The organism is Crenobacter oryzisoli (assembly GCF_030385785.1).
Taxonomy (GTDB): domain Bacteria; phylum Pseudomonadota; class Gammaproteobacteria; order Burkholderiales; family Chromobacteriaceae; genus Crenobacter_A; species Crenobacter_A oryzisoli.
Window position 1 is genome coordinate 1 of record NZ_JAUEDK010000043.1, and the last position, 19941, is coordinate 19941.

Annotated in this window: 19 protein-coding genes and 3 pseudogenes; 10 read left to right on the forward strand and 12 right to left on the reverse strand. The window is 59.0% G+C overall.

All coding sequences use genetic code 11. The features are described from left to right. Together QU481_RS18215 and QU481_RS18220 are read left to right on the forward strand one after the other, a co-directional pair. A partial coding sequence (locus QU481_RS18215) for a hypothetical protein (protein WP_289831442.1) occupies positions 1–193 on the forward strand: 193 nt, incomplete at its 5' end. Between the two features lie 607 nt (positions 194–800). Beyond that, complete coding sequence (locus QU481_RS18220) at positions 801–1214, forward strand: DUF2703 domain-containing protein (protein ID WP_289831443.1); 414 nt, start codon at positions 801–803, stop codon at positions 1212–1214. Positions 1215–1328: 114 nt separating this feature from the next. Here QU481_RS18220 and QU481_RS18225 read toward each other — a convergent pair whose 3' ends face one another. The 5 genes and pseudogenes from QU481_RS18225 to QU481_RS18245 all read right to left on the reverse strand — a co-directional run bounded on the left by QU481_RS18225 (position 1329) and on the right by QU481_RS18245 (position 4965). Then, positions 1329–1577: a BON domain-containing protein gene (locus tag QU481_RS18225; protein ID WP_289831444.1), complete on the reverse strand. Its 249-nt coding sequence runs from the start codon at positions 1575–1577 to the stop codon at positions 1329–1331. 146 nt (positions 1578–1723) lie between these two features. Beyond that, positions 1724–2205 (reverse strand): annotated as a pseudogene (locus tag QU481_RS18230) (IS5 family transposase); the annotation flags it as partial. Positions 2206–2312: 107 nt separating this feature from the next. Beyond that, a complete protein-coding gene (locus QU481_RS18235; protein WP_289831445.1) occupies positions 2313–4319 on the reverse strand; it encodes a methyl-accepting chemotaxis protein in 2007 nt (668 codons plus the stop codon). A gap of 60 nt (positions 4320–4379) precedes the next feature. After that, the gene (locus QU481_RS18240) at positions 4380–4691 is read right to left on the reverse strand and encodes a HigA family addiction module antitoxin (protein WP_289831446.1); all 312 of its coding nucleotides are present in this window, start codon (positions 4689–4691) and stop codon (positions 4380–4382) included. Beyond that, positions 4681–4965 carry a type II toxin-antitoxin system RelE/ParE family toxin gene (locus QU481_RS18245; protein ID WP_289831447.1) on the reverse strand — a complete coding sequence of 95 codons (285 nt, stop codon included), beginning with the start codon at positions 4963–4965 and terminating at the stop codon, positions 4681–4683. The genes QU481_RS18240 and QU481_RS18245 overlap by 11 nt, the downstream gene beginning before the upstream one ends. 845 nt (positions 4966–5810) lie before the next feature. Between QU481_RS18245 and QU481_RS18250 the strand changes: the two genes are divergently transcribed. Next, a complete protein-coding gene (locus tag QU481_RS18250; protein WP_494337231.1) occupies positions 5811–6092 on the forward strand; it encodes a hypothetical protein in 282 nt (93 codons plus the stop codon). A gap of 262 nt (positions 6093–6354) precedes the next feature. Here the strand turns inward: QU481_RS18250 and QU481_RS18255 are convergent, their stop codons facing one another. Next, a complete protein-coding gene (locus QU481_RS18255) occupies positions 6355–7254 on the reverse strand; it encodes a LysR family transcriptional regulator (protein WP_289831448.1) in 900 nt (299 codons plus the stop codon). Between the two features lie 255 nt (positions 7255–7509). Between QU481_RS18255 and QU481_RS18260 the strand changes: the two genes are divergently transcribed. The 4 genes and pseudogenes from QU481_RS18260 to QU481_RS18275 all read left to right on the forward strand — a co-directional run bounded on the left by QU481_RS18260 (position 7510) and on the right by QU481_RS18275 (position 11327). Continuing rightward, a complete protein-coding gene (locus QU481_RS18260; protein WP_289831449.1) occupies positions 7510–8967 on the forward strand; it encodes an MFS transporter in 1458 nt (485 codons plus the stop codon). 91 nt (positions 8968–9058) lie between these two features. Further along, entirely contained in the window at positions 9059–10210 is a 1152-nt protein-coding gene (locus QU481_RS18265) for a M20 aminoacylase family protein (RefSeq protein WP_289831450.1), read from the forward strand. A 179-nt stretch (positions 10211–10389) separates the two neighbouring features. Next, positions 10390–10572, forward strand: a pseudogene (locus QU481_RS18270) (hypothetical protein); the annotation flags it as partial. Between the two features lie 63 nt (positions 10573–10635). After that, a protein-coding gene (locus tag QU481_RS18275; protein ID WP_289830989.1) for an IS6 family transposase occupies positions 10636–11327 on the forward strand; the annotation gives its coding sequence in 2 pieces (ribosomal slippage) (positions 10636–10723 and positions 10723–11327; 693 coding nt in all). A 245-nt stretch (positions 11328–11572) separates the two neighbouring features. Here the strand turns inward: QU481_RS18275 and QU481_RS18280 are convergent. Both QU481_RS18280 and QU481_RS18285 read right to left on the reverse strand, forming a co-directional pair. Continuing rightward, positions 11573–13060: a basic amino acid/polyamine antiporter gene (locus QU481_RS18280; protein ID WP_289830970.1), complete on the reverse strand. Its 1488-nt coding sequence runs from the start codon at positions 13058–13060 to the stop codon at positions 11573–11575. A 39-nt stretch (positions 13061–13099) separates the two neighbouring features. Continuing rightward, positions 13100–13294 carry a hypothetical protein gene (locus QU481_RS18285; RefSeq protein ID WP_346432445.1) on the reverse strand — a complete coding sequence of 65 codons (195 nt, stop codon included), beginning with the start codon at positions 13292–13294 and terminating at the stop codon, positions 13100–13102. A gap of 326 nt (positions 13295–13620) precedes the next feature. Between QU481_RS18285 and QU481_RS18290 the strand changes: the two genes are divergently transcribed. After that, positions 13621–13932 carry a hypothetical protein gene (locus tag QU481_RS18290; RefSeq protein ID WP_289830971.1) on the forward strand — a complete coding sequence of 104 codons (312 nt, stop codon included), beginning with the start codon at positions 13621–13623 and terminating at the stop codon, positions 13930–13932. A 382-nt stretch (positions 13933–14314) separates the two neighbouring features. Then, positions 14315–15745 (forward strand): Fic family protein, encoded by a 1431-nt coding sequence (locus QU481_RS18295; protein WP_289830972.1) that lies wholly within the window; start codon positions 14315–14317, stop codon positions 15743–15745. Between the two features lie 101 nt (positions 15746–15846). Here the strand turns inward: QU481_RS18295 and QU481_RS18300 are convergent. Next, positions 15847–16023 (reverse strand): annotated as a pseudogene (locus QU481_RS18300) (transposase); the annotation flags it as partial. A 189-nt stretch (positions 16024–16212) separates the two neighbouring features. Further along, the gene (locus QU481_RS18305; RefSeq protein WP_435382740.1) at positions 16213–16458 is read right to left on the reverse strand and encodes a transposase; all 246 of its coding nucleotides are present in this window, start codon (positions 16456–16458) and stop codon (positions 16213–16215) included. A gap of 239 nt (positions 16459–16697) precedes the next feature. Here QU481_RS18305 and QU481_RS18310 point away from each other — a divergent pair, with 239 nt between their 5' ends. Continuing rightward, a complete protein-coding gene (locus QU481_RS18310) occupies positions 16698–17822 on the forward strand; it encodes a Fic family protein (protein WP_289830973.1) in 1125 nt (374 codons plus the stop codon). A gap of 205 nt (positions 17823–18027) precedes the next feature. Here the strand turns inward: QU481_RS18310 and QU481_RS18315 are convergent, their stop codons facing one another. Both QU481_RS18315 and QU481_RS18320 read right to left on the reverse strand, forming a co-directional pair. Continuing rightward, positions 18028–19059 (reverse strand): patatin-like phospholipase family protein, encoded by a 1032-nt coding sequence (locus QU481_RS18315; protein WP_289830974.1) that lies wholly within the window; start codon positions 19057–19059, stop codon positions 18028–18030. Between the two features lie 102 nt (positions 19060–19161). Further along, complete coding sequence (locus tag QU481_RS18320) at positions 19162–19767, reverse strand: HD domain-containing protein (protein ID WP_289830975.1); 606 nt, start codon at positions 19765–19767, stop codon at positions 19162–19164. Positions 19768–19941: the final 174 nt, after the last annotated feature.

Below are 19941 nucleotides of genomic sequence, written 5' to 3' on the forward strand. Positions count from 1 at the left end.
GGCGCAGACTGTGTCCCTGCGCGGTCATTTGCATGATGCAGGCACGTTCTTCTGGGCAAAGCTGATGGTAGTGGGAGGGCATGGCAACACCTTATCAGGGTGTTGCACTTGGGGTTGGAAACCGCCCATTCAAAAATTCTCTGATGGGGTTAGGGTCAGCAATCTTGAGTTGAGAACGGCGACCGATGGTTAGGCTTTAAGCATGTATAATAGACCATCATAGAAACGATTTTTACAGTAGCAAGATTAATTCATGGGAAGTGAATATGACCGAAGGCTCAATTAAATGTTGTTGGTGTGAAAAGATCTTCAACCAGTCCGAGTTAAATGGCCCAAACACCAATCTTTGCCCACATTGCGGGGAGCCGGTACTGCCAGCACCTTTTGGTGGTCTGAAGCAGGGGCAGGATTTTGCATGCAATTTAGGTGGTACATGGACGAAGATATCGGACACTATGGCAGTGCTACATGATTCAGACCCAACCACAGATAAACCATGTGAATTTAAGGCTGACGAGCAGGTTTATCCGTTCTGACGTCCAGCGAAACAACTCACAGGGCAGACCAGAGTTTCGTCGACTGATCGAATGTGTACTCGGCCACAAATCCACCGCCCATCGCGATCGAAAGCCGCATCTTGTTACGATTTGCCTGGCAGTTGCAGGCAGCCGCTTGACATCGCACTTCGCACGTTTCTCTCGGTTCACTTCAGAAAGGCGTTCTGCCAATCTGAAGAGAACCAACAACGCACCAAAATGTGTTCCTACAATTAGGTGATGACGTCAGGTGGAGATCGCACTGTGAAGCAACTGCCGATCTTATGGCAGAGACTCGTGAGCAATGAAGGTAAAACCTGTGATCGTTGCAATGCCACCTATCTGGAAATGCAGCGTGCCATCGACACGCTCAGGCAGTCGCTCTTGCCATTGGGCATTGAGCCAATCCTCGATATCAAACAGCTAGACGAGAAGTCATTTAAAGCCGAGCCTTTAGAGTCCAACCGCATCTGGATAGCAGGAAGACCGATGGAGGAATGGTTAGGTGCCAGCGTGGGAAGCAGTCCTTGTTGCTCCGTCTGTGGCACGTCGTCAGAGTGCCGAACGGTTGAACTGGATGGCATCGCCTTCGAAACCATCCCTGCGACACTGTTTCTCAAGGCGGCCCTGGTCGCCGCTTCACAGCTGATACAAATCTCGAGTGAGGCACCGGGCTAAGGCGGTGGGCCTCAGGTGCGGCCGACGGGGCGTATTGGCTATTGGCAGACTTGTGGTGAGCGACGCCAAACAGCCGCGCAGTCTGGTACCACGCGGCGCGGGAGGGAAGCCGACTTACTTCGTCATCATCATGTTGTTGAGGACGTTCTTCACCCCGGGGACGTTCTGGGTGATTTCACCGGCTTTGAGCATCTGCTGATCATCCGTCATGGTGCCGTCGATGGTGATGTCACCTTTCTTGTTCGTCACCTTCAGGTGTAGCTTGGCCAGTTCCGGATCCTGATCGAGGGCGGCCTTGACCTTGGCGGCCAGTTCCGCATCGGAGACCTCTGCGGCCAGCTGCTCAGCGTGGGTGGATCGCATAGCGTTCGGCTAACTGCAGCGCACGGCCGTCGATACGCCCGTCACCGAAGAAGTGCTTGCTGAACACCCCGCTGTCCATCAGCAGTGGCCGCTCGCCGCAACTGACGATCAGCTCGTCGGTCGCCGCCGCTCAGGTGGGGAGAGCTGCGCCCCAGCGCCAGCAGCACGCCCTGGCGGCGGTCCGTCATGTCGCTGTGGTCACAGCAATCGCGTGAGGCAAGCCTTGCGTATCGACGGCAAGGTGGCGCTTGATTCCGGACTCCTTCTTTCCGGTGTCATAGCCCTTTTCGCTCGCGCTATCGGTATTTTTCACGTTCTATGCGTCAACGATCAAAAAACACGTCAAACCGTTGCGCCCCTGTTTGAGACGGGCCGCGCTAACCGGAGTTTTTGAGGGTCTGCTCCTGGACGCTCACGCCTTCCTGGGCAGCTTCGCTCCATCGGTTGAAATAGGCATGCACGGTGCGCCACTTGGGGACGTCGCTCGGCAACATGCGTTATTGGCAGCCACTCTTGAGTAGGCGGAGCACCGCGCACCAGACCTCAAACAGATCCACGGTTCTTGGTTTGGTCTTCTTGCACACGCTCTTCAGTAGGGACTGATCTGTTCGAACTGTTCACGACTCACGTCGCTTGGATCCTGGGTCTTTCGCCATGATTATTCCAGCTCGAAAGATCGTGAACAGGCGCTACACCGTCCAATATGGCGCGACAGCTAGCCAGTGCGGACACTATTTACTGAAAGGTGGAACTCTGGTTGTAGTAGTCGAAGCACTGCTGCAGCTGCTTCTGCTGTTGCGGACTGGTCGGGCCGAACGTCACGCCGTACAACTTGCCTAGCTCGGAAGGCCGCTCCCAGAGTACTCGGCCGCTGATATCGAGTGGGGTTTGGTTACTGTATGTCCCGATGGCGTCGTGCGGCACCCGCAACCTTAGTGCCAGCAAGTCACCTTGCTTAGCCTGCAGGGGGACCGGTACGCGCATTTGCAAGCCCTTCATGCTGAAGTCGACGGTGATGGCATCGCGCGGCTGCCCCTCCTCGGACACCTCTACCAGCAGGCTTTTCTTCACGCGCGGGAGTTGCCGCTTTTCATTTGCGCGCAAAGGTACGTCCGCGCCGTGCTCGAAGCTGAACTGCTTCATCAGATCGCGAAGTTTCTCTGTGACGCGATACAAGTCCTGGCTGATGGCGCCAGTGGTATGCACCTTGAGCGCATTGTCCGACAAGGTGTTCAGTAGGATGTCCAGCCGCTCGCGCAGATTGGTCAGCTTGTCCATCTGCTCAAGGCTGACCTGGCTGATCTGGTGTGCCGCAGCGACATTGTTATCGATGTCTTGCACGATGCTGGAGAGTGCCTGGTTGGCCTGTTCCGCTTTTTCCATGCCGGCGCTGGTGCGCTCGATGATGCCGCGTACGGCCAGGGTGTTTTCCTGCACCAGATGGTTGAGATTGCCGATGATGGCGGTAATTTCGTCGGTGGCCTTGCTGGCGTTATGGGCTAGCTTGCGCACCTCCTCGGCCACAACGCCAAAGCCGCGTCCGTGCTCGCCAGCGCGCGCCGCTTCGATTGCCGCATTGAGCGCAAGCAGGTTGGTCTGTTCCGTGATGGCGGCAATCGTTTGGGTGATGACCTGGATTTTCTGGTTGGCCTCGCCCAGTGCGACGATCTTGGCCTCCGCGTCGCGCGCCTCGGCCACCGCGCGATCCATCCCCTCAATATTGCTCCGCATGGTCTGCATGCCCTGTTGGGCGCTGCTACGCGCTTGATCGGCGTGCTCGCTGACTTTCATCGCGATGCTGCGCACGGCTTCTGCCGTTTGCGTCAGATCCGCGGTGGCCAGCCGCACTTCGGCGGAGTGATGTTGCTCCTGCTCGGACGTATCGATAATGTGTTTCGAGATATCGGTAATTTGATAGGACGACTGGGCAACTTGCTTGGTCTCCTGATCGATCTGGCGCAGATAATTGGCCAGCTTGCCCGACATGGTCCGCATGGCGCCCAGGAGGCTGTTGGGATTCGACGACGCGTTTTTTACTTCCTGAGACAAGTCGCCTGCGGCAATGCGACTAACGACTTCTGAAGCATAGCCTGGCTCCCCACCGAGAATGCGGGTCAGCCGGCGGTACACGACGAAATTGATGAGTAGCACCAGTGCCATGGCGATCGCGGCGAAGCTCGTGCCCAGGGTGCTGTTGATGTCGATTTGGCTCTGCTTGGCCTCATTCGCTGTGGCGGTACGCTGAGTGAGCTCTACGGCAAGCTGCTCCAGCTGCTTGTTGATGGCCTCGGTTGAGTCGTCAAAGCCGCTGCCCGGGCGCTTCATGATGGCATTGCCCGCTTCGCGGCCCTGGTGGATGTAGGCCTCGGCCATGTCATGCCCGATATGGTGCAGCTGATCCACTTGGGCGCTGATCTGGCGCAGCATGGCCGCCTTCTCGGGCAACAGCTGTTCCAGCTTTTTCAAATTGTCCTGTGCCTGAACTCGGTTGGTCTCGGCGTCGCGGTAGTCGTCGGCCCCCTCGCCGATTGCGCTCGCATCGGTCAGGAACTGCTGGATTTGCACCACGTTGTAGCGGGCATCCTTGAAAGTCTGCGTGGCCAGTACCCACTTTTGCTGCTCCGCCTCCGCACTGTGCAGCGAGGCATTGCTCAACCAGAGCACGATATTACCAATCAGCAGAGGCAGGACCACCAGGATGGTGCCGATCAGCATTAATTGTCTTACCGTCAGCTTTCGCAAGACATTCTCCTTGTTCAACCCCGCGATTGCGGGCATTTTTTTATTGAGGGCGGTGGCCGGCTAGGCCGCCAGCGGGGTCAGCTCAGTCAAGTCGGTCGCGCTGGCAGCGATCTCCAGATCGTAGTCGGTCTGCAGTGCCATCCAGAATTGCGCGGTGGTGCCGAGCACGCGGGACAGCCGCAGGGCCGTGTCCGCGGTGATGGCGCGCTGGCCGTGGACGATCTCGTTGATCCGGCGCGGCGGCACATGCATGGCGCGCGCCAACGCGTTCTGGCTGAGGCGCAACGGCACGAGAAACTCTTCGTTGAGCACTTCGCCCGGGTGAATGTTCGGTAGCTTGTCCATGGTCTGTTCCTCTGCTTCAGTGGTCATCGACGATGTCCACGTCGTCAGCGTTGCCGTCCCTCCAGCGGAAACACCCACGCCACTGGTCATTAATGCGGATGCTGTATTGTCCGGCCCGGTCTCCCTTGAGTGCCTCGAGGCGATTGGCCGGCGGGATGCGGAGGTCAGCCAGTTCATGAGCCGCGTTGAGCATCCTGAGCTTCATGCGCGCTTTGCGCTGGATGTCGGCAGGAAGGCGAAGGGACATCGTTCCTGACCAAATCTTGGCCGTTTCTTTATCGTTAAAGTTCTGAATCGCCATGGCTCAAACTATAACGCCTAACGACATATAACGCAATGCGTTATAGAAAGTGGCACGGTGCGAGAACGGCTCTACCAGGCCACGATTCACGGCGTGTCCGTTCCTCTGCGAAGCCGCGAAAACCGCTGCGGTATTGATGGCTGCCTGGCAAGCAGCCATCCGGTGCACCCACGCCCTCCTGCCAAGCGGCAAGGTGATCGCCACCTTGTTTCGGGTCGGGCGGCCTGAAACCGGCTGGCTAGCCAAGGGGGAGCAGGTCGACCGGGTTCCCATTGTCCGACGTGGAACCGCCGGGGGGCACCCGGTCACCGCCACCACGGTGGAGTAGTGCTTATTTATTGCGCAGCGCTGGCGAAGCGCTGACGGGGCTTGGGTTTTTTCGCGAGGGCGGAGGCGTTTTTCCACAGAGACTGTGGGTGGCGGTACTGTCAACTTGTTGACCTGGGCGATCCCCCCGGAAGATGACGGTCATGAAACGGTTCTGTCGCAGTAAGCCTGGGTTAGACTTTGGCTGAGTCGAATTCGATGTGTTGACAGCGTCCATGAACCCAGAAGTTGCAAAGGTACTGAAGCGCCTGCATTACCCGCTGGAGGTGATGCTGACCTGCGTACGCTGGTACGTCGGGCATCGTACGCTATGACCAAGGACCGCTTCGCGCCGGTTACGCCATTCAGCAGAACAGTGACATGCAAGTGACCTCTAATGGTTTCTACAAGAGTGGACTGGCGAACTTCATGAGCGTTGGTTATGACTTCGGCTCTTTCTATCTAGCCGGTCTGTTTTAATATGACGAGTTAACAATATTGAGAATAGTGGCAATGACCGGCACCGCAATTATGGCAGCTTGCAGGCAAGCTACACGCTCGGCAGCAACCAGTTTACGGTGCAATACGGCCAAGCCAGTTCGTGGAGCGGTTTCGCCGGTGTTGGAGACAGCGGTGCCTGGATGGGCACGTTTTCCTACAACCTCCACCTGAGCAAACACACCCAACTCTATGCGCTTTATACCCGCCTGAATAACGGGTCGAATGCGGCCTACCAACTCGGTGGGGATCCGGCGGCACACGCCGTTCCTACCCTACGCAACCAGCACTCGGTCGCGCTTGGCATGTGGACGAATTTTTGAGTTGCCTTGGCGCTTTGCAGAACCCGCCCCGTACAGCAGTCCTACACGTCATATCCCAGACGATCATTTGAGCGAACGCATCTGGAAACTCCCCATGATGCCCTGAAAGGCTTGGGCATCCCCGCGGCATGCCTATTGGAAGCCAATTCAGGCCATGAGAGACTGGAAAAACAACAACCCGATTTATTCAAATCGCGCATTCTCAATCGTTCGGGGCTAGACAACAATGTGGCTGTAGTCGTAGCGGCCAACTGCGCTTTTTTCAATCGTGAAAATGCTCGTGCGCAAAATCTCGGAAAAGTTTCAGCGTGGGTGATTCGCTGCGTCTTGCCAGACTGACCAAGGCATATTGTCCCATGCGTTCGAAGTGGGGATGAAGCTTGATTTCCTGCAACTTGCCGGCAGATATCCTTGCCTTGGCGCTTGCAAATATGCCGAAAAATATTGCATCGGTGGCTTCGGCGACATCGAGCATGCCATGCAGGTCTTCACAGTTTATTGTCATCAATCGACTGGGATGCGCCTCGGGACCTAATTCGGTAACGAGATCATGGATGATTTCATCGCTGAGTGGCATCGAAGCCACCGGGAATTGGCGCAACATGGCCAGATCAATGTGTGGGTGGGCCAGGAGAGGGTGACCGGTTCGGCAAATGAAACCGCCTCGGACCGGTGGCAGTGGCTCGATCAGCAGATCCTCGACGGCAGTCAGGGCCCGACGATCAATGACGATGATGTCGACCGTTTCGTCGAGCAATGATTGGGTGAGCATGTCTACCGAACCACGCGCCAACTTGACTTGGACTTTCGGATGGCAGCTCGCCATTAGGGTGAGGAACGGGGTCATCAGTATGGCTGCAGGCGTGGGGCCGAAGCCGATGCTGATCGAGCCAAGTTGGCCTTCCTGGAGAAGGAAGATCCCCCGGTGCAGTTCGGCGGCCTCGAAAACGATCCGCCTGGCGCTAGCTACAACTTGCTGGCCGTAGGCGGTGAGCGTGTTCCGTTTGCCATGTCGGTCGATCAGCCTGACGTTCAGTTCTTGTTCAAGAGCCTGAATACTCCGGCTCAAGGCAGGTTGGGTCAGGCAGAGTGCATCGGCCGCTTTACGGAAGGATTGATATTCGGCCAGTGCAATGAGGTGGCGCAGGTGGTTCAGATTCATTGATTACACTTTGTAATCGAATAAAGAAAAATTTCGCATTAGACGCATGATACTCCGGTTTGTATTCTTCGAACCTTGCTGGGTTTGGCGCAATTGGTCGAACGGTTCCAGCAGCTAACTAACTAGCGCAAGGTTCTGAGCCATGCCATAGCCTTAAGATTCGGAGGCTATGACCAACCGCAAACTAAATAAAGGCCGCGCGGTAGTGCTTGGGCTTCAGTCCCTGCAGTGTGGTAACCGTCAAGGAGCCTTTACATGAGTACCACGACAAGCAACGCGCCGTACAAGGGCAATGATCGCCTGTTGTTTGGCATCATCATGGGCGTGATTGCCTTCTGGTTGTTCGCCCAGACGACACTGAACATCGCTCCCGACATGAGCCGCGACCTCGGTATGTCGGCCAACACCATGAACAGTGCGGTGGCGATCACCGCACTGTTCTCCGGCATCTTCATCGTCGTTATCGGCGGCCTGGCCGACCGCGTCGGCCGCATGAAGATCGTGCGCATTGGCTTCTATCTCAACATCCTCGGCTCGTTGCTGGTCGGTCTGACCCCGACCGGTGAGCTGGCGACGCCAGTCCTGCTGGTCGGACGGGCACTGCAGGGCCTGTCGGCGGCATGCATCATGCCTGCCAGCCTGGCGGTCGTAAAAAGCTATTGGGATGGGGCGGAACGTCAGCGCGCGGTCAGCATGTGGTCGATCGGTTCCTGGGGTGGGTCCGGCATTTGCTCGCTGTTCGGCGGCCTGATGTTGCAGAACTTCGGCTGGCGCTCGATCTTCTTCGTGTCGATCGCGGTCTGCGTACTGGGCCTGTGGATGATGCGCGGTACGCCGGAAAGTAAGGCCGAAACCAAGGGTGACTACAAGTTCGACCTGCCCGGCGTGCTGACCTTCATGATCGCCATGGTGGCCCTGCAGGTGGTGGTCACCCAAGGCAACAAGCTGGGCTGGACCAGCCCGCTGTCGCTAGGCCTGATCGCCGTCGTGCTGGTCGTCGGCGCCGTGTTCCTGAAGATCGAAGCAAAGTCGTCCAGCGCTTTCATCGATTTCAGCCTGTTCAAGAACTCGACCTACACCGGCGCCACGATCTCAAACTTCCTGCTCAATGCGGTGGCAGGCACGCTGATCGTGTCGCTGCAGCTGGTACAGTTCGGCGGCAATATGACGGCCCAGGCCGCCGGTATGCTGACGCTCGGCTACGCGGTCGCGATCATCGCCTTCATCCGTGTCGGTGAACGGCTGCTGCGGGCCTTCGGTGCACGCAAGCCGATGATCTGGGGCTGCCTGATCACCGGCTTGGCAATCGTACTGCTGTCACCGGCCAACCTGATTCTGGCCGACTACAAGCTCCTCGCCGTCATCGGCTACACGCTGTTTGGCGTCGGCCTCGCCTTTTACGCCACCCCTTCAACCGACGCGGCGCTCGCCAACCTGCCCGCCTCCCAGGCTGGCGCGGGTTCCGGCATCTACAAGATGGCCTCCTCGCTCGGCGCCGCTTTCGGGGTAGCGATCTCGGCGGCGATCTTCACCGCGCTCAGTGCCAACAACGAAAGCATCATGTGGCTGGAAGGGGTAATCACCTTCGTCGGCCGGCAGGACAACCTCGCCGTGCGCGAGGCCGCCATCGTGGCGCTCGGCTTCAACGTGCTGATGATCGTGGTCGCCATCCTGTCGATCATGCTCACCGTGCCGAAGGGCAAGAAGGCCTAAGGACCGGGACACCTTGGGCGGGGCTCCGGCGCGACCGGGCCGCGCATCGCACTCCGCCAATCTCATATATTGACGATCAGGAACAGAGCAAATGACTGAAGCATTGAAAACCCTCGACCAGGCCAGCATCGAACAGCACTTCCACTACCTGCACCAGCACCCTTCGTTGGCCTTTGAGGAAACCCAAGCAGCCAGCTACATCGCAGGGCTGCTGCGTGAATGGGGTTACGAGGTGACCGAAGGCATCGGCAAGACCGGCGTGGTCGGCCGCCTCAAGGTCGGTGATGGCCAGATGCGCATTGGCCTGCGCGCCGACACCGATGCCTTGCCGGTGCAGGAGGCCGCCGATCTGCCGTACAAGAGCAAGATCGAAGGCAAGTCGCATACCTGCGGCCACGACGCTCATACCGCGATGCTGCTCGGCGCCGCGGAATACCTAGCCAAGACGCGCAACTTCAACGGTACGCTCAACCTCATCTTCCAGCCCGCCGAAGAGATCATGGCCGGCGCCCCGGCGATGATCGCGGATGGCCTGTTCGAGCGCTTCCCGATGGACGTGGTATTCGGCATGCACAACATGCCCGGCCTGCCGACCGGCAAGCTGCACTTCACCGGCGGTCCGATCATGGCCGCGGTGGACAACTGGGAGATTGTGCTGACCGGTGTCGGCAGCCACGGCTCGATGCCGGAAAAAAGCATCGACCCACTGGTGGCGGGCGCGTCGCTGGTTATGTCGCTCCAGACCATCGTGTCGCGCAACGTTGCGCCGATGGACGCCGCCGTGGTCAGCGTCGGCGCCTTCCTCGCCGGCGACGCCGGCAACGTCATTCCGCAGACCGCCACGCTGCGACTGAGCACGCGCACCCGCAAGCCGGAAACCCGCGAGATGGTGCTGAACAAGATCAAGTCAATCACCAAGGCCACCGCCGAGGCCTACAATGTCGGCTTCGAGATCAGGGAAGGCCAGCCGGGTGCGGTCCTGATCAACGACGCGGAGCAGACCCAGATCTGCGTCGACATCGCGCGCAAGGTGTTCGGCGACGAGCAGGTGGTCACGCCGGGGCCGACCTTCATGGGTAGTGAGGACTTCGCCTTCTACGCGCAGAAGGTACCGGGGGTGTATTGCTTTATCGGCAATGGCAACACGGCCAATGTGCATCACCCGATGTATGTGTTCGACAAGAGCAACCTGCCGGTCGGCGCGGCCTACTGGATTGCGGTGGCGGAAAACTACCTCAAGTAAGCATCGCTCTTCTGACGCCTTCCTACCCCCGTTTTCTCTGGTGGGCTCGCGAACGTTCGCGAGGCCACTTCCCTTACTGGCGCGGTTTCAAAGGCGGTCGACTGTGGGGCTCTGTCGCGAGGTTCTGTCGCAGTAAGGGCTGCGGTAAGATGACAGCCCAACCAACACACTCAAATGGCATGAAGAAGACGCCCGTACCGGCATGGCGAAAAGCACTCAAGCGCCTGCATTTCCCGATCGATGTCATCTTGCTATGCGTGCGTTGGTATCTGGCTTACTCCCTCAGTCTGCGTAACCTGGAAGAAATGATGGCTGAACGTGGGGTTGCCGTTGATCACGCTACCGTACACCGCTGGGTGAGGTTCTGTCGCAGTAAGCCTCCAGTAGAATGGACCGGTGTCGAACACAATGTGTGGGCAACGGTCATGAACCCGGAAGTGGCAAAGGTCTTGAAGCGTTTGCATTACCCGTTGGAGGTGATGCTGACCTGCGTGCGCTGGTACGTTGCCTATCCCTGAGCCTGCGTCATTTGGAAGAGATGATGGCCGAGCGAGGTATCTCGGTTGACCACTCCACCGTGTATCGCTGGGTGATCAAGTTGTTGCCGCTCTTCGAGAAGGCGTTTCGCCAACACCGGCGTCCGGTGGGCAACAGCTGGCGTATGGACGAGACGTCCATCCTGGTTAAGAGCCAGTGGAAGTATCTCTATCGGACAGTAGACAAGGACGACAAGACCATTGATTTTCTGCTGCGCGCGCACCGCGATACCCCCGCGGCGCGACGCTTTTTCGAGAAAGCCATCGCTGGCTGTGGGGCTCCGAAGACCGCCACAGTGGACAAGAGCGGGGCGAACCTGGCTGCCCTGCAGGCCATCAATGCCCATCGGGAGACGGCCATTGAGATCCGCCAGAACAAGTACCTGAACAACCTCGTCGAGCAGGACCATAGGGCGATCAAACGCCGGGTCAGGTTGATGCAGGGATTCCAGAACTTTCGTTGCGCCCGCATCATCCTGGGGGGCATTGAGACCATGCACATGATCCGCAAAGGGCAGATGCTTACCCACAAGGGGAGCAGTCCGTCCGCTGCTGAGCAATTCTATTCCCTGATCGCATAACCGCCGTCTCTTGTCGCACCACGCTTACCCAGCCCTCCTTATCGCGACAGAACCCTTCGAAGACCTTTTTCTTCCCCGGATCTGAGTCAGCCGCGAGATCCTTGAACTGGCCTCGGCGTGAAGGTCGTCGGGAGTGCCCATGGTTCTAGGAACAGTCCATGTTGGGGCGGGCTATCCAGGTTTATCCTTGTGTTTTCTGTTCTGTTGAGGTTAACCGTATTTTGCGATTGCTTAGAGCGCCAAGGTCAGCTGATCTTGACTAAGCCACGGGCAAACAACACGACGGCAACGACGGCAGTCAGCACGAGGACACCCGCCAGAATGGCTTCTACGCGGGTAAAGACCGCTTGATCGGGGGCGTGTTCGTGGCGAGCCCACCAGAAAACCGGGAATCCCAGAGCGAAGAGAATGGTCGACATCAAGAGGAATTGAGGGCCTGCCGCATAGAGCAGCCACAAGGAGTAGACCGTGCCAAGCATGCCCGTCCAGACCGACTCATGAGCCGTTTCACCTGTGCTTGCTGCATAAGTTGATTGCTTCGCATAGCGCCATAAGAAAACGGTACTGGCAAGATAAGGGGGCAGAATCATGACGCCGGTGATCGAGATCAGCCATATCCAGGCATTCTGCGCAAACAACACCACGAAAATGGCTAGTTGCATGGTCGCGCTGGAAACCCAGAGTGATGGAGCCGCCGCGTGGTGCTGGTTCTCATGAGCAAGAAACTTAGGGAATACCCCGCCTTTTGCGCCTTCGAAGGGTAGTTCGGCGACTAGAATGGTCCAGGCCAGCCAACAGCTTAGCAAGGAAATGATCAGCGCTACGACGATGAACACCGCGCCCCACTCACCGACCGCGGCCTTTAAAACGTACGCCGCCGAAGGCGAAGCGAGGCCTGCGAGCTGCGCTTGATGCATCAGGCCGAACGGTAGTGCAGACAGCAAGAAATAAAGCACAGTGCACACGATCAGACCGAGAAAAGTGGCAACACCGACTTGCGAGGTCTTGTTGGCACGGTCGGAGACCACCACAGCACCCTCTATGCCGATGAAGACCCATAGCGTGACTAGCATCGTGCCCTTGACCTGACCAAGTACGCTTCCCAAATGCGCTTGGGTGCCCCAAAAGTCAAAGGAGAACATCCCCGCTTTTATCGCGACAGCCATGGCGCACAAAGCGACCGTTATCGTGCCGATGTTCAACGCACTCGAGATTACATTCAGGATTGCTGCGCGCTTCACCCCGGATAGCACCACAAAGTTCATCGCCCAGATCAGCAATGAGGCCCCGATGATCGATGGCCAGTTGCGGCCACTGGCAAAGACGGGAAAGAAATAGCCGATCGTCTGCATAATCAGGACCGCGAACGCGACATTGCCAAATGCCGCGGACAGCCAGTACCCCCACGCCATCTCGAAGCCGGCGAGCGAGCCGAATCCTTCCTTCGCGTATGAGTAGATACCTGCCTTCAAGTCCGGTCGTTTATCTGCCAAGGTACGAAAGGTGTTCGACAAGAAGAACATGCCTACCAGTGTAATAACCCAGGCAATGATGACCGCGCCCAGCCCCGCGCCGTGTGCCATGTTTTGCGGCAGATTGAACGCGCCCCCACCGATCATCGAGGCGATAACAACGCCGGTGAGAAGTGGCAACCCCAACTTTCGTGTTTTGGGTTGCGTTGCAGTGAGGGATCGGTCTTCGTGGCTCCCCGAGAGGCTGTCTATAGGGTTCATGAGAAACACCTCCTGACAACATCATGTGTAACGGTAGCTTCATTGCGACGCCGGGCTGGAGACCCGGATTGTCGCACCCCGCACCCGTAATAGTTGGCCAACTTTCAATTCAGGGAAGTCTCCAGTCCGCCGCCCCTCAGCCGATGGCTCAAAAATGCGCACCCAAGTGCCTCCGTCCCCGATGCCGGTTACCAGGGCATCAAAGCGTTGCCCGATTCGTGAATGCAGCAGCAGAGCCGCCTCAGACTTGCGAAGCTGTCACTCCACCTTTCGTGCGGCGTCCTCTTGCATGGTGCAGTGCAAGGCCAGTTCGTCCAGTTCATCATTGGAGTATGGCGACACGATACCGGACCTTGCCATGCTCATCCACGCCGTGAACCTAGAACACGTTCTTAGCCAGATCCAGCCCGATCGTCCTAATGTTCATGGTGACGCTCCCTTCGGTCAGTGAGTTGGTTGCAAATTCAGGCCGCTACGCCCACTGCCACCGGCTTAACGTGCTTTAAATTCCGTTTTCTGAGACGACCCCTACAGGCGCGTCACGAACAGGAACAGGGCCAGTGGCAGCAACGCGAGCAGGCGGCGCAGCGCGAGCTGCTGCAGCAGAAGGTGGCGAGTCAGGCGCAGGCGCTGGCGCAGGCGAGCAACGCGGCCTCGGCCTGCAGGAACAAGTGGACATCTTGCAGCAGCAGCGGGACGCGGCCCAGCAGCAGGCCGAGCTGCAGCAGCAAGGCGCGGCGGCGGCGCAGGCGGCACTGGGCAGCGTGCAGGCCGAGCTGGAGCGTGCCGCGGCGGAGCGCGACGAGGCGCGCCGCCTGCTGGACGCCCTGCTGCAGCGGCTGCCGCCGCCGGCCAGCGCCGCCACGCCGTGACCGGTCAATTTTTAGGCAGGGCCAACGGACGGCGCGTCACGGCGGGGTGTGCCGTTCGAGCGGGGGCGGTTATCCCCCGGCTTATCCACCGCGGCGGGGGATAACGGGGCTGTGGTCGCTCGGCCGTCGCTGCAAAACGTAGATGTATTTCCGAAATTAATGCGGAAAATAGACGGCAACATGGACAAAGTAGTTGCTTTTTGCTAAAAAACCTCATTTATAGATGTTTCTGAAAATCCGTAGACGCCGCTGTATTGCTCCAGGCCTTTTGTAGATGACTGCTACCCCCTCCCGAATCTTCCTTGGCTATGAAGCGCTAATTCGCCATTACCAGCTTCAAGTGCCCCCCCTGCGTTGCGTGTATGTGGCCACGGAGCGGGCGATGGAGTCCCGCTCCATCAATGCAGAGGGGGAGGAGCGAATTGAGCTGCCCTTGCAGCGGATCTCCGATACTGATTCGCTTGTAGGCCAACTTACCTTTGCCTTCAAGCGGGAGCACTTGAACCTCACGGTGCTGGGCGCGCTCTTCGAAATTCCCGAGGTGCTTGAAGCTATTCAGGCCTGGCTGCATGACAAGCCCAGCTCGAAGTATTCGCGCCTAGCAGGCCATTTGGCTACTTGGCTGACCGGTCACGAGTTTGATTACCGCTTGCCGGCAGGCAGTCCTCGGATTCCTGTCCTCGACCCTGCGCACTATGTCGTAGGGCCGGCCATCTCGGACTCCAAGTTTGGCATCGTGAACAACCTGCTGGGTGACAAGTGGTTCAGCCCGCTCGTTCGACGCACAGACAAGCTGCAACAATTTCTTGCCGAGGGGCTGGCGAACAAGGTAGGTGAGGCGTTTCAGACTATTGAACCTGAGATGCTCTCAAGGGCGATGGACTACCTTTACCTTTCCGAGACGCGCTCGACTTACAACATCGAGGACGAGATTCCAGACAACAACCGCGCAGCTAAATTCAGGCATCTCCTGGAGCGCGCGGGCGAGCCCGGGCTGCTTACCGAAGAGCAACTGTGCGAGTGGCAGGCGCAGATTGTGAATGCCCGTATGGCCGAGTACGAGTTCCGCAACATTCAGAACTGGCTTTCGCGCCCAGGCCGACTACGCAACATCGCGGACTTCATTCCTGCTCCGCCCGAGCTGGTGCCCCGAATGATGGAGACAATTGCCCAGGTGGCACAGTATGCCTCGACAGGTGGCTTGGACCCGGTTCTTGCTGCGGCTTGTGCGTCATTCGGCTTCGTATTCGTACACCCATTTCTCGACGGTAACGGACGACTTCACCGTTTCTTGCTGCACCACATCCTGCGGCAGGCTGGTTTTACGCCGCCCGGGGTAGTGCTGCCCCTTTCTGCACGGATGCTCAAGCAGTTGGACCGCTACTCGGCCTTACTGAAGCGCTATTCGCGCCCGCGCACCGAACTTCTCGACTATACGTTGGATGGCGATAGTGCCAACATTCATGTGGGCTCGAGACAGCCTTTGTGGCTCTACGCCTACTTCGATGCAACGGATATATGTGAATTCATCCTTGAATGCTGCAAGGCCTGTGTCGAGGAGGACCTGCAGGCAGAGGTGGTCTATTTGCGCGCGCATGATGCCACGGTGCGCGACCTTGAGACTTGGCTCAATATGCGGCAAGCCACGCTCAACATTCTCATTGATGTCATCGTGCAGGGTAACGGGGCACTCTCCAAGCGCAAACAAAAACTAGTCGAAGGCTTATCCGAAGCAGAAGTGGCCCGGATCGAAGCGACCGTTTGCGAGCACTTCGCGGCCTACATCGACCAGCGAGCTGGTTTAGGGGGGTAGTAGCGAGTTTTTGGAAAATTGACCAGTTTGTAGGCGTTTTTCCTAATCGCTAGATGTGCAACTGCCAAACCCTGCCCAGGGTAGATGTTCTTAGAGCCTGTTTACGATCTCCTGAGTAACAGGGCCAGGAAGGTGAGGTGGATGAACTGCAAGCTGGTATTGAGCAGTCGCTCGCAGTTCTTCCACAGCCGCCTGTTCTTTTCCAGCCAAGCAAAGCTGCGCTCGACCACCCAGCGCTTGGGAATCACCGCGAAACGATGCAGTTCGCTCCGCTTGGCACGCTACGTTGCTCAAGGGAGGCTGACGGTAGGCACTACGTATAGGTGGCAGATTGATCGAAACAGCTTGGACGCGTACGTGCGGACTCTAGGCTAAGTCGCGCCGACGCTCAGATGAGGTATGAACTGTTGGCGTTGATGGTCGATGTTTCTCCAGATGCTGTGGGTGTAGCCGCTCGTTACTTTGGATCAACGTGAGTCATCACGTCCAGCACCAGGTAGGCAGCCATGACGCGCTTGCGTGCCTCCTCTGCGATGTCGTGGCCTTAGCGCACGGTAAGCTTGGCATTCAGCTCTAGGTGCACGTCGACCAGGATCATGTCGCCCATGCGGATGCTTCAGCCGTTTGAAGGCTTCCTCGATGCGCCATCGTTGGTGGTAGAGAGCACCAAAATCGGCAGCCGGAAATGCTTGTGCGTCCAGCAAGTTGGTCATCAACACGTGAGTGGTTCCATCCGGGGCAACGCTGCGCACGAGACGAACCTCCGTTTACACAAAAATTCGGACACGCCCATTTCCGAAACCGGAATCGAACCCGCGTCCGTAGCCCAGACCAAAAGTACACCCATTCCGGGGTAATGGCATCCCGCCGTGCAGGGAATGGTGCCCTCTATCACCGCACTATGTGCGGAGAATAACTTGCGCATGCGGAGAATGTGGCCCACAATCTCCGCATGAATAGCGGCGATTACAAATACATCTGGCAGGCCAGTGACTGGCCGAATTGGCGCTTCGACCTGGCGGCACTGGCTGGACCCATGGCTGAGGTCAGTCGCGCCCAAGGGCTCTTGATGGGGCGCTTGGCCGACGTGGGAATGGCCCTGCGCGATCAGGCGAGTCTTGCGGCGCTCACCGAGGACGTGGTCAAGACCAGCGAGATAGAGGGTGAGCAGCTCAATGTCGAGTCGGTGCGCTCTTCCATCGCTCGCAGGTTGGGCGTGGACATCGGCGCCTTGGCCCCGGTCGATCGTCACGTCGAAGGCGTGGTCGAGATGGTGCTCGATGCCACCGCCAACTGCGCAGTCCTGGTCACGCGGGAGCGGCTGTTCGGCTGGCACGCCGCGCTGTTTCCCACCGGCTACTCGGGGCTTGCCAAGATCAAGGTCGGCTGCTGGCGCGACGATGCCAGTGGCCCGATGCAGGTGGTGTCGGGCCCCATCAGTCGCCAGCGTGTGCATTTCGAGGCACCGCCTGCTGGCCGTCTGGAAGTCGAGACCAGCCGATTTCTCGACTGGGTGAATGGCGCACCGAACGAGCCGCCTTTGCTCAAGGCCGGCCTGGGCCATCTGTGGTTCGTAACGTTGCACCCGTTCGACGACGGCAACGGTCGTATTGCCCGGGCCATCGGCGATCTGCTGCTGGCGCGTGCCGACGGCAGTCCGCAACGCTTCTACAGCTTGTCGGCACAGATCCAGCGCGAGCGTAAGGCCTATTACGACATCCTGGAGCGAACCCAGAAGGAGTCGATGGACGTCACCGAGTGGCTCGCCTGGTTCCTCGATACCCTCCATCGCGCCGTCGATCAGGCGCAGCACACGCTCGATGCCGTGTTGCGCAAAGCGCGGTTCTGGCAGCACTGGGCGGCTATATCCTTGAACGAGCGACAGGTGAAGCTGCTCAATCAGCTGCTCGACGGGTTCGAAGGCAAGCTCACCAGCAGCAAGTGGGCGGCGATCGCCAAGTGCTCTCCGGACACGGCCCTGCGCGACATCAACGATCTGCTGGCGCGGGGCGTCCTGCGGAAATCGAATGCGGGCGGACGCAGTACCAGCTACGAGCTGAACGATTTGCCGCAGTAGCTGCGTTTCATGGAGTTGACCCGGTGCGCGACAAGCCTTGGCCTTCAGGCTGGGGAGGATGTCAAAGTACCGGCCTGGAGCTGGCTGATAGAGGACTACGACCGGATCAGAAACCTGATCACCCCCGGGACCTCCTGGGAGGCGGGGGCAGCTCTGGCAGATCGCTCGGTTGTGGCGGCATTCGGCATGGCGTCCTCGTTCTCGCTCACAGGAAGGTGTCGGCGATGTCTATCGACGAGCGTTGCCCCAGCGCGTCGAAGTTTGCGGTCAACCAGGCATCGGCGCGCTCGCGTCCCAGTGCGAAGACTTCGCGCAGGAAGCCCCAGTCGGCGTTGAACTTGCTTGATACCCCCAGCTGGGCCATCTCAGCTTCGGCATCGATGCTGTGGATCAGCATGCGCCGGTAGCTAGCCGGATCGAGCGCGCCTTTGTCGATCAGTCGGGTGATGAAATCGACCGCGCGCATCTCGCGCATTAATGACGAGTTGAAGCTCAGCGTGTTGATGCGGTCGAGGATCTGGCGCGCCGTGGTCGGCACCTCGGGGATGCGGATCGGGTTGATACGGATGATCAGCACATCGCTGCTGTCGGTGTCATAGATCAGCGGGTAGATCGGCGGATTGCCCATGTAGCCGCCGTCCCAGTAATACTCGTTGTCGATTTCTACCGCTTGGAACAAGAACGGCAGGCAACTCGAGGCCAGTACCGCCTGCACGCAGATCTCGCTGGTGGTGAACACGCGGATGCGCCCGCTCAGCACATTGGTGGCGCACAGGAACAGCTTGACGCTCCGGCAGTTCTGCAGCACTTCGAAATCGACCACTGCGAGCAGCACATCGCGCAGCGGGTTCAGGTTGCACGGGTTCAGCTGGTAGGGCGAGAAGAAGCGGGTGAGATGGTCGAACATTAGCCAGGCCGGCGACAGGTCCATATTGCCACAGCCCATCATCCGGTCCAGCCAGGAGGGTTGCAGCGGGCTTAGCCGCGCCGCATCGGATATCTGGCGCCAGAGCGTTTCAAGCGCGCGGCGCGCTCCTTCGCCCCCGCCGCTGGCAAGACCGTAGGCGAGCACCGTGGCATTGATCGCGCCGGCGCTGGTGCCGCAGATGCCGTCTACCTCGATCCGGCCGTCTTCGAGCAGGCGGTCGAGCACCCCCCAACTGAAGGCCCCGTGGGAGCCGCCCCCCTGCAGCGCTATATTGATGCGGCGAATCGCGGGCGATGGCTTCGCTTGCATGGTGGGCCTCCTCTGTGTGCAGTCTAGCCGACGCGCACCGCCTGGCCAGTGCGCCGGGCGCTGCGCGCTGATGCGATGGGGGACCGTGGCTCATGGGGCAAGTCAGCGCAATGCTGGCTGGGCGAGCCGCCACGCCAGATTGGCGCGGGCGCGGGCTTCGCAGCGGGTATGGAAGAAATCCGTATGGTAGATAGCGGGGCGAGCCAGCAGGGCGCCCAGGAAGGCCCGTTCTCTGGCGTCGTAAGCGACATCGCCCTGGTCGGGACGCTCGGCTCGCAGGAGCGCTTCATCGCGGCGAAAGCGGGCGCGGTCATCCCCTAGATTCACCAGGTCGATGTCGGCGGTAAAGCGGGCATCGAGATCGGCCGGTACAACGTCATGTGTCGTCGCCAGGATCATTTCGGCGATGCGTGCGGCTGCGGCGATGCGTCCCTCGGCGCAGCGCTCGAACCACTCGGCGCTGAGCCGCTCATTGTCTTCCGCACCGGGAATGTAGATCACATCATGAAACCACAATGCCAGTTCCACGGCATCAGGATCGTGGCTCGCTGCGCGCGCGCAATCCAGACCGCTCAGGCAGCGACGGATGTGGTCCAGGGTATGATAACGGCGCATCGGCTCGGCGTAATGTCGCGCCAGGTCGGCATAGACGATTTCGCCCTGCACGCCGCCGCAGCGCGACCACAGCGCCAAAAAGCGTGTTTCCATCCGCTTCATCCCGATTCCTCTGTCTCAGAGAACGCGTGCCGGACGTTCGGAGGAACGAGGCGCGCGCTTCAGGGGCCCGGTAGACAGCGTAAGCCTGGCGCGCTGCTTCAGCGTTGGCGTTCGGCCATCCAGAACCACCGGTTCATAGCCCAATCCGATCCGCCCATTGCGCAT